Origin of the sequence: Streptomyces sp. bgisy159 (assembly GCF_965341775.1) — a bacterium.
Lineage (GTDB): Bacteria > Actinomycetota > Actinomycetes > Streptomycetales > Streptomycetaceae > Streptomyces.
This window is the reverse complement of record NZ_CBDQZH010000065.1, coordinates 24,598-31,599: the sequence shown is the minus strand read 5'-3', so window position 1 is coordinate 31,599 and position 7,002 is coordinate 24,598. Positions and strand designations below refer to the sequence as shown.

Here is a 7,002-nt window from a genome sequence, read left to right as displayed (position 1 = left end):
TTGATTCTTTTGGGGGCGCGGGCGGGGACCCCCCACCCCAGTTCGGTGATGACGACGCGCTGGTCGGCGCGCAGCCGCTCCTGTTCGGCGCGCTGCATGACGTACAGGTCGGCGACCGCCTTGAGGACGGCGCACTCCAGCCGGGTCTCGCGCGGCACGACCAGTTCGGCGGTGTACCGGGTGAGGCGTCCGCCGGCCCCCTGCGTGCCCGCACGGCCCGGGCGGTGCCCCCAGCGCTGTCGGGTGGCGCCCTCGGCGGCGAGGCAGAACCGGCCGATGAGCTGGCTGGTGGCGTCCTTCAGGCGGGCCTGGGCGACCGCCGTGCCGTCGTAGCCGTGCGGCCACCACTGCTGGTCCTGGAGGCGGTCCAGGGCGGCGGCGAGTTCGGCGGGGTCGGTGCCGGCGGGGGCGTAGCGGGCGACGGCGACCGCGAAGATCTCCCGGCGCTCCGGCTCGGCGTGCAGGCAGTTGGGGTCGATGTGGCCGGCGTGCAGGCCGTCCTCCACGTCGTGCACGGAGTAGGCCACGTCGTCGGCCCAGTCCATGACCTGGGCCTCGAAGCAGGTGCGGGTGCCGGGGGCCTCTTTGCGCACCCAGTCGAAGACCGGGCGGTCGTCCTCGTAGACGCCGAACTTGGGGGACGCCGGGGCGGTGGGGTGGGCGCCGCGCGGCCAGGGGTACTTGGTGGCGGCGTCGAGGGTGGCACGGGTGAGGTTGAGGCCGACGGAGCCCTCTTCGGTGAAGCGCTTGGGTTCGATGCGGGTGAGCAGGCGCAGCGACTGGGCGTTGCCCTCGAAGCCGCCGCAGTCCTCGGCGAAGTCGTTGAGCGCCTGTTCGCCGTTGTGGCCGAACGGGGGGTGGCCGAGGTCGTGTGAGAGGCAGGCGGCCTCCACCAGGTCGGGGTCGCAGCCTAGGGCCGCACCGAGTTCCCGGCCGACCTGGGCGCACTCCAAGGAGTGGGTGAGGCGGGTGCGGGGGCTGGCGTCCCACGCCCGGCCGAGCTGGCCCGGCGTGACGACCTGGGTCTTGCCGGCGAGTCTCCTCAGGGCGGAGGAGTGCAGGACTCGGGCGCGGTCGCGCTGGAAGGCGGTGCGGCCGGGGCGTTTGTCGGGTTCCGGGGCGTAGCGTTCGGTGGCCGTCTCGTCATAGGGGGTGCCTGCCATGACTCGACAGTACGGGGCGGCGCTGACAAACGCGCCCAGTCGTCCGCCGGGTGCGGTGCTCTCGCGGGGTGCCGGCGTTCGTGGTGCCCGCGCCGGCACGTGGGTCGGGGCTGGGGTCAGGCGGCGTGGCAGTCCGCCCCCGCCGGCAGGGCCTGGTCGTACCGGTGCAGGACCAGGTCGGCCAGCTGCCCGTCGGCTCCCAGGGGGGCCGAGGCCAGCCAGGGGGCGCGGTCCGCGCACTGGGTGGCGAAGCGGCCGGGGGCCGTGAAGTACGACGCGACGGCGACTCGGTGGCGGCCCCGTGCGGCCAGGAGGCCGAGGGCCTCGGAAACGGTCGGGGTGGCGGCGGAGGCGTAGGCCGGCAGGACCGGGACGCCCAGGCGGTCGGCGAGGAGCTGGGCGGTGCGGTGGGTGTCGGCGGCGTTGTCGGGGTCGCGGGAGCCTGCCGCGGCGAGGATCACCGCGGTTTCGCGGCGCTCGGCGTCGCTCGCCGGTGGGCGCCAGCCGGCCTCCGTCAGACGGGTGCACAGGGTGTCGACCAGGAGGGGGTGCGGGCCGAGCGGGGCCGCCACGCGCGTGCGGACCCGGGCCGTGGCCGCCATCTCCGGGATGTCCCGCTTGACGTGGTAGCCCCGGCCCAGCAGCAGCGGCACCAGGACCGCGTCCGGGGTGCCGGCGGCGTCCAGGGCGGCGAGGGTGTCGGTCAGCAGCGGCTCGTTGAGCTCGATGTGCCCGAGGTGGACCGGCAGTCCGGGGCGCCGGGCGCGTACCCGGTCCAGCAGCGCGCGGACGGTGCGCAGGGCCCTCGGGTCGCGGCTGCCGTGGCCGACGAGGACGAGCGCGGGCGGAGCCGGGCGGCGGCGGCCGTCGAGGGCGACGAGGCCGAGCTGACGGGTGAGCTGGTGGGTGATCCGGTTCATGAGGTGCGCCGTACTGTCGAGGTGGTCGTCGGCCGGGCGGGCGCCGGGGCGGGGGCGGGACTCGTCGCGGGAAGGGTTCGACGCCGTCATGGAACGATCCTCGCCGACCGAGGTTGCGCCCCGGTTGCCTCACCGTGACGGGTGTTTTCCACGGCTTCACGGACCGGTGCCGGGCGGTGTGAGGCCGGGTGAGCCGCGCCATGGGCCGAACCGGATGATCGCCCGGGGCGTCCTCTCCGTGCGGAACCCGTCACGAGGAGGACGCGCGCGATGCCCCGACCCAGGCTGAGCAGACCGCGGCTGCCGCGTACCCGCGCGGGCCGTCGGCGGCTGGTGCGGGCGGTGATGGCCGGGTGTGCGCTGGGGCTGCTGCCGGCGACCTGGCTGCGCCTGACGACCGCCGACCGGCTGGTGCCGACGCGGACCGCGCCGCGCACGGACGTCGCCGTGGTGTTCGGCGCGGGACTGTGGAACGGCGAGCCGTCGCCGTATCTCGCGCACCGGCTGGACGCGGCGGCGACGCTGTACCGGGAGGGACGGGTCCGGGTGGTGCTCGTCACCGGGGACAACAGCCGGGAGGACTACGACGAACCCGACGCCATGCGCGCCTACCTGACCCGGCACGGCGTGCCGGACGGGCGGATCGTCAGCGACTACGCCGGCTTCGACACCTGGGACTCGTGCGTCAGGGCGAAGAAGATCTTCGGGGTGGACGAGGCGGTGCTGATCAGCCAGGGCTTCCACATCCGGCGGGCGGTGGCGCTGTGCCGGGCGGCCGGGATCACCGCGTACGGCGTCGGGGTCGACGAGAGGCACGACGCCACCTGGTACTACGGCGGCACCCGGGAACTGTTCGCGGCGGGCAAGGCGGCGCTGGACGCGGTCTTCGAACCGGACCCCCGTTTCCTCGGCCCCCGGGAACCGGGGGTGCGCCGGGCGCTGTCCTCGGCCGGGTGACCGCCCGGCGGGCGCGCCGGCGGGTGGGGGCCGGCCGTGCCTCACGGCGGTGCCGGGGCGCCGGGGAGGTCACCACCACACCGACGTAACAGGACACCGCACGCCGTGTAACACGGCCGACGCACGCTGGACCGCATGCAGAGCACCTCGACGCCCACCCACTGCCCGTACTGCGCCCTGCAGTGCGGAATGAATCTCACGCCCGCGCAGCAGGGGGGCGTCGAGGTGCGCGACCGCACCGACTTCCCGGTGAACCGGGGCGCGCTGTGCGGCAAGGGCCGTACGGCACCGCAGGTGCTCTCGTCCCGGGTGCGGCTGACCTCCCCGCTGGTGCGTGCCGGCGACGGCACGCTGGCGCCGGCCACCTGGGACGAGGCGCTGGACCGGATCACCGGGGAGCTGACGCGGATCCGCGCGGAGCACGGGGCGGACGCGCTGGGGGTGTTCGGCGGGGGCGGCCTGACCAACGAGAAGGCGTACGCGCTCGGCAAGTTCGCCCGGGTCGTGCTCGGCACCTCGCAGATCGACTACAACGGCCGCTTCTGCATGTCGTCCGCGGCTGCCGCCGGCATCAAGGCGTTCGGGCTGGACCGCGGGCTGCCCTTCCCGCTGGAGGACATCCCCCGGACCGGCTGTGTGATCCTCGTCGGCTCCAACCCGGCCGAGACCATGCCGCCCGCGCTGCGCTACTTCACCGAACTGCGGGCGAACGGCGGCACGCTCATCGTCGTCGATCCGCGCCGCACCCGCACCGCCGAGCAGGCCGACCTGCACCTGGCCCCGCGCCCGGGCACCGATCTGGCGCTCGCCCTGGGCCTGCTGCACCTGGTGGTCGCGGAGGGCCGGACGGACGAGGAGTACATCCAGCGGCGCACCAGCGGCTGGGAGGAGGCGCGAGCCGCCGCGATGGCGCACTGGCCGGAGTACGTGGAGCGGATCACCGGCGTACCGGTGCCGCGACTGCGCGAGGCGGTACGGCTGTTCTGCGAGCCGGAGCACGCGATGGTGCTCACCGCGCGCGGGCCCGAGCAGCAGTCCAAGGGCACCGACACGGTCGGCGCGTGGATCAACCTGTGCCTGGCGACCGGCCGGGCGGGCCGCCCGCTGTCCGGGTACGGCTGCCTGACCGGGCAGGGCAACGGGCAGGGCGGCCGGGAACACGGGCAGAAGGCCGACCAGTTGCCCGGATACCGCAAGCTGGACGACCCGGCGGCGCGGGCGCACGTCGCCGGGGTGTGGGGTGTCGACCCGGACTCGCTGCCCGGGCCCGGGCGCAGCGCGTACGAGCTGCTGGACGCGTTGGGGGGCGACATCCGTTCGCTGCTGCTGATGGGGTCCAACCCGGTGGTGTCGGCGCCGCGCGCCGCGCACGTCGAGGAGCGGCTGAGGTCGCTGGAGTTCCTCGCGGTGTGCGATGTGGTGCTGTCGGAGACGGCGGCGCTCGCGGACGTCGTGCTGCCGGTCACCCAGTGGGCCGAGGAGACCGGCACCACCACCAACCTGGAGGGCAGGGTGCTGCTGCGCCGCCGGGCGCTCACCCCGCCCGACGGCGTCCGCAGCGATCTGGAGGTCATGCACGGGATCGCCGCCCGGCTGGGCGTGGAGAAGGGGTTCCCGACCGACCCGGAGGAGGTCTTCGAGGAGCTGCGCCGGGCCAGCGCGGGCGGCCCCGCCGACTACTCGGGCATCACCTACCGGCGGCTGGCCGAGGAGAACGGGGTGTTCTGGCCGTGCCCGGGCGGCGCCGAGCCGGGCGAGGGCGGCGCGCTCGACGCGCCCGGGGCCGGCCGGGAGGAGGGGGGCTCGCCGGACGCCGGCGCCGGTCTCGGTGAGGACGCCTCACTGGACGCCCCCGGCGCCGACGACCCCGCGCGGGACGGCGACGGCGGCGCCGGGGCGCATCCGCATCCGGGGACGCCCCGGCTGTTCCTCGACGGGTTCGCCACGCCGGACGGCCGGGCCCGGTTCGTGCCGGTGACGCACCGGGCGGCCGCCGAGGAGCCGGACGACGAGTACCCGGTGCTGCTGACCACCGGGCGGGTGGTCGCCCAGTACCAGTCCGGCGCGCAGACCCGCCGCGTCGACGAGCTCAACGCGGCGGCGCCGAACTCCTTCGTGGAGCTGCACCCGCGCCTCGCGGCGCGGCTCGGCACGGCCGAGGGCGACCCGGTCGCGGTGGTCTCCCGCCGGGGCCGCGCGGTCGCCCCCGCCCGCATCACCCCGCACATCCGCCCGGACACGGTCTTCATGCCCTTCCACTGGCCCGGCGCCGGCCGCGCCAACACCCTCACCAACCCGGCCCTGGACCCGACGTCCCGGATGCCGGAGTTCAAGGTGTGCGCCGTGCGTCTGGAACGGGCGTAGGGCGCCGGACTCCCGGTACGGGCCCGGCTCGGAGCCGGGGCCCCGGCGGGCCCGGCCGCGGGCACGCGCGGCGCGAACCCGGCCGTGCGGCGGCGTAGTCGGAGCCGAGCGGATCACCTCGCGCGGGCCTCCCTACACTGTGGGCTCCTGACGGCCGGGAGAGAGAGTCGACCACGTGATACCGAAGTCCAGGCTGCGGAAGGCGCTGTTGGCCGCGCTGACCGCCACCTTGGCGGCGTTCGGCGGGCAGGTCCCCGCGCAGGCCGCCGTGAACTCGCCCAGTCTCAGCGACCACCGGCTGCGGCCCGCCGACAATACGGTCGAACTGTCGGCCCGGGTGCGGCGGCTGGGCGCCGAACTGCCCACGCTCGACGTGCGGAACATCCTGGACACGGCCAACCGCACGGCGGTGCGGAACGCGGACGGCGTGGCCTGCGACGCCGAAGCGGCCGGCAACCTCCCGTTGCACGGGACCAGTTACTGCTTCGACGGGCCGGACAGCGGCACCGTCGGCGGGGTGGTCGAGTGGATGCCGCAGGGCGTGACCACCGTGGCCGACGCGCAGGCCGACCAGTTGTGGGGGACCAAGCGGGCCGTCCTCGTCAGCTGGTACGACAAAGCGCCCTCCGAGGGCGGCCAGTCCGGCGGCGACGCCGACGAGACCAAGGGCTGCCGGGTCACCTTCCTCGACCCGGACACCCTGCGGTACCGGCATGTGCTGCTCGCCTACCCGTACGTCAACAGCTACGGCAACCCGACCTACATGAGCCTGCGGACCACGCAGTACTCCGACCGGCCCTCGCTGCACTGCGGCGGGATGGCCTGGTACGGCAACTACCTCTACGTCGCGGACACCGACCGGGGGCTGCGGGTCTTCGACCTGCGGTACATCTTCGACCTGGGCGAGGCCGCGAACGGGGACACCGGCGACAAGTACCGGATCGGCCGGCACAGCGGCGTCTACTACGGGCACGGGTACCGCTTCGTGATGCCGCAGGTCGGTGCCTGGATCAGTACGGTGGGCCGGACCAAGTGCGTCGACGGTGGCGGGCCCAGCTTCTCCTACGTGGGCCTCGACCGCAGCGGCCTGGACCATCTGACGACCGGGGAGTACTGCTCCGGCGCGGACGCCGACCCCGACGGCGACGGGGTCAAGGACCCCGACCGCATGGGACGGGTGGCACGCTGGCCGCTGGACGGTGCCACCGGCGCGCCCCGGCTGACCGCCGACGGCGACTGGCAGGCCGACGCCGTGTACCGGCTGCCGCAGAGCAACGTGCAGGGCGCCGTGTCCTACGACGGCAGGTGGTACCTGAGCCGCAGCCGGGGCGACCGGAGCAACGGCGTCCTGTACGTGACGAAGCCGACGACCGCCCCCACCGGGGTGCTGGAGATCGAGAGCGTCCACCGGGCTGCGGTGGGCGTGGAGGACCTCTCGCACTGGCCCGGCCCCGAGCAGGGCCCGGGAGAGCTGTGGACGGTGACCGAGCACCCGGGCAAGCGGATGATCTACGCCTGTCCCCTCCCCCGGCTCACCGACCCGGCGCGGGAGGGCGAGATCTGCGGCCCCTGGCCGGACGCGCCCGCCTGAGTTCCCT

5 protein-coding genes are annotated in these 7,002 nt (G+C 74.9%); 3 read left to right on the top strand and 2 right to left on the bottom strand.

Translation table 11 applies throughout. The features are described from left to right. Together ACSLTV_RS34060 and ACSLTV_RS34055 are read right to left on the bottom strand one after the other, a co-directional pair. The coding region (locus ACSLTV_RS34060; protein ID WP_435613542.1) for a deoxyguanosinetriphosphate triphosphohydrolase at positions 1-1,163 on the bottom strand (1,163 nt) is incomplete at its 3' end. A gap of 116 nt (positions 1,164-1,279) precedes the next feature. Then, complete coding sequence (locus tag ACSLTV_RS34055; RefSeq protein WP_432139226.1) at positions 1,280-2,173, bottom strand: sirohydrochlorin chelatase; 894 nt, start codon at positions 2,171-2,173, stop codon at positions 1,280-1,282. 180 nt (positions 2,174-2,353) lie between these two features. Between ACSLTV_RS34055 and ACSLTV_RS34050 the strand changes: the two genes are divergently transcribed. The 3 genes from ACSLTV_RS34050 (at position 2,354) to ACSLTV_RS34040 (ending at position 6,995) form a co-directional block, all read left to right on the top strand. Beyond that, positions 2,354-3,040 (top strand): SanA/YdcF family protein, encoded by a 687-nt coding sequence (locus ACSLTV_RS34050; RefSeq protein ID WP_435613541.1) that lies wholly within the window; start codon positions 2,354-2,356, stop codon positions 3,038-3,040. Between the two features lie 135 nt (positions 3,041-3,175). After that, on the top strand, positions 3,176-5,404 hold the full coding sequence (locus tag ACSLTV_RS34045) for a molybdopterin oxidoreductase family protein (RefSeq protein WP_435613540.1): 2,229 nt from the start codon (positions 3,176-3,178) through the stop codon (positions 5,402-5,404). A gap of 175 nt (positions 5,405-5,579) precedes the next feature. Next, positions 5,580-6,995 carry a hypothetical protein gene (locus ACSLTV_RS34040; RefSeq protein WP_432139229.1) on the top strand — a complete coding sequence of 472 codons (1,416 nt, stop codon included), beginning with the start codon at positions 5,580-5,582 and terminating at the stop codon, positions 6,993-6,995. Positions 6,996-7,002: the final 7 nt, after the last annotated feature.